The organism is Paraburkholderia sediminicola, from assembly GCF_046026855.1.
GTDB classification, from domain to species: Bacteria; Pseudomonadota; Gammaproteobacteria; order Burkholderiales; family Burkholderiaceae; genus Paraburkholderia; species Paraburkholderia sediminicola_A.
Window position 1 is genome coordinate 1 of record NZ_JAQQET010000098.1, and the last position, 1,268, is coordinate 1,268.

General features: G+C 62.2%; 1 protein-coding gene. It reads left to right on the forward strand.

The features are described 5' to 3' along the window. The coding region (locus PQR40_RS38965) for an ISNCY family transposase (RefSeq protein ID WP_408511280.1) at nt 1-1,125 on the forward strand (1,125 nt) is incomplete at its 5' end. Nucleotides 1,126-1,268: the final 143 nt, after the last annotated feature.

Genomic DNA, 1,268 nt, shown 5'->3' on the forward strand with positions numbered 1-1,268 from the left:
TGCCACGGCATCCGGATGGCCAAGGAAACGGTCAGACGGCTGATGACGGACGCCGGTCTGTGGATACCACGCCGGCAGCGCCCGCCGAAGATCTACCAGCCGCGGGCGCGTCGTGCGTGTCTGGGCGAACTGATCCAGATCGATGGCAGCGATCACCGGTGGTTCGAGGAACGGGCGCCGGCCTGCACACTGCTGGTGTACGTCGACGATGCGACCAGCCGGCTGATGCATCTGCACTTCACGGCGAGCGAATCGACCTTCAGCTATTTCGAGGCGACGCGGGCGTACATCGAATGCCACGGCAAGCCTGGCGCGTTCTACAGCGACAAGGCGAGCGTGTTTCGCAGTGGCAAGGCCCATGAAACCGGCAGCAGCGTGACGCATTTCGGCCGGGCGATGTTCGAGCTGAACATCGACACGTTCTGCGCGAACAGCAGCTCCGCGAAGGGTCGCGTCGAGCGTGCCCACCTGACGCTGCAGGATCGGCTGGTGAAGGAATTGCGACTGCGCGGAATCAGCACGATCGTCGAAGCCAATGCGTATGCGCCCTCCTTCATGGCCGCCTACAACGCACGCTTCGCGAAGCCGCCGAAGAGCGATTTCGACGCGCACCGGCCGCTGCGGGGTGACGAGAATCTCGACCTGCTGATGACGTGGCGCGAGACGCGACGCGTGACGAAATCGCTGACCATTCAGTACGATCGCGTGATGTACCTGCTGGATGACACGCCGGAGAACCGGAAACTGATCCACCGCTACATCGACGTGTGGGAGTACCCGGACGGGCGCATCGAGATCCGCGCCGATGGCCGGGTGCTGCCGTACAGGCAGTACGACCGGCTGGCCGAGATCGACCAGGGCGCGGTCGTTGAACATAAACGCCTGAGTCACGCGCTGCAGGTCGCGCAGGCGATCCAGGCGCAACGCGACAACCGGCGCATCTCCGGCTCCCCCGCGCGCACGAATCAGGGACAACCGGTTCGGGCAACGGAACGCGCGCAGGGCACGAAGAAGCAGCGTGAATTCACCCAGGACGACATCAACGGCGTGATCACGGAACTGGCACAACGAAGGCAGCCGAACCAAACACGCAAACCTGGCCGTCGGTCTGCAGGATCTGTCTGAACGGACTGACACGCCCTGCCCGTTCACGCGCTGTCCTTCAACGCTACGTGAGATTCAAACCGTTAAAGACAGAGTCAAACTCAACGTCAAAACCCGACATTTCTAAATAGCTGCCGCTACGACATCTTGAAATGGCTATGACA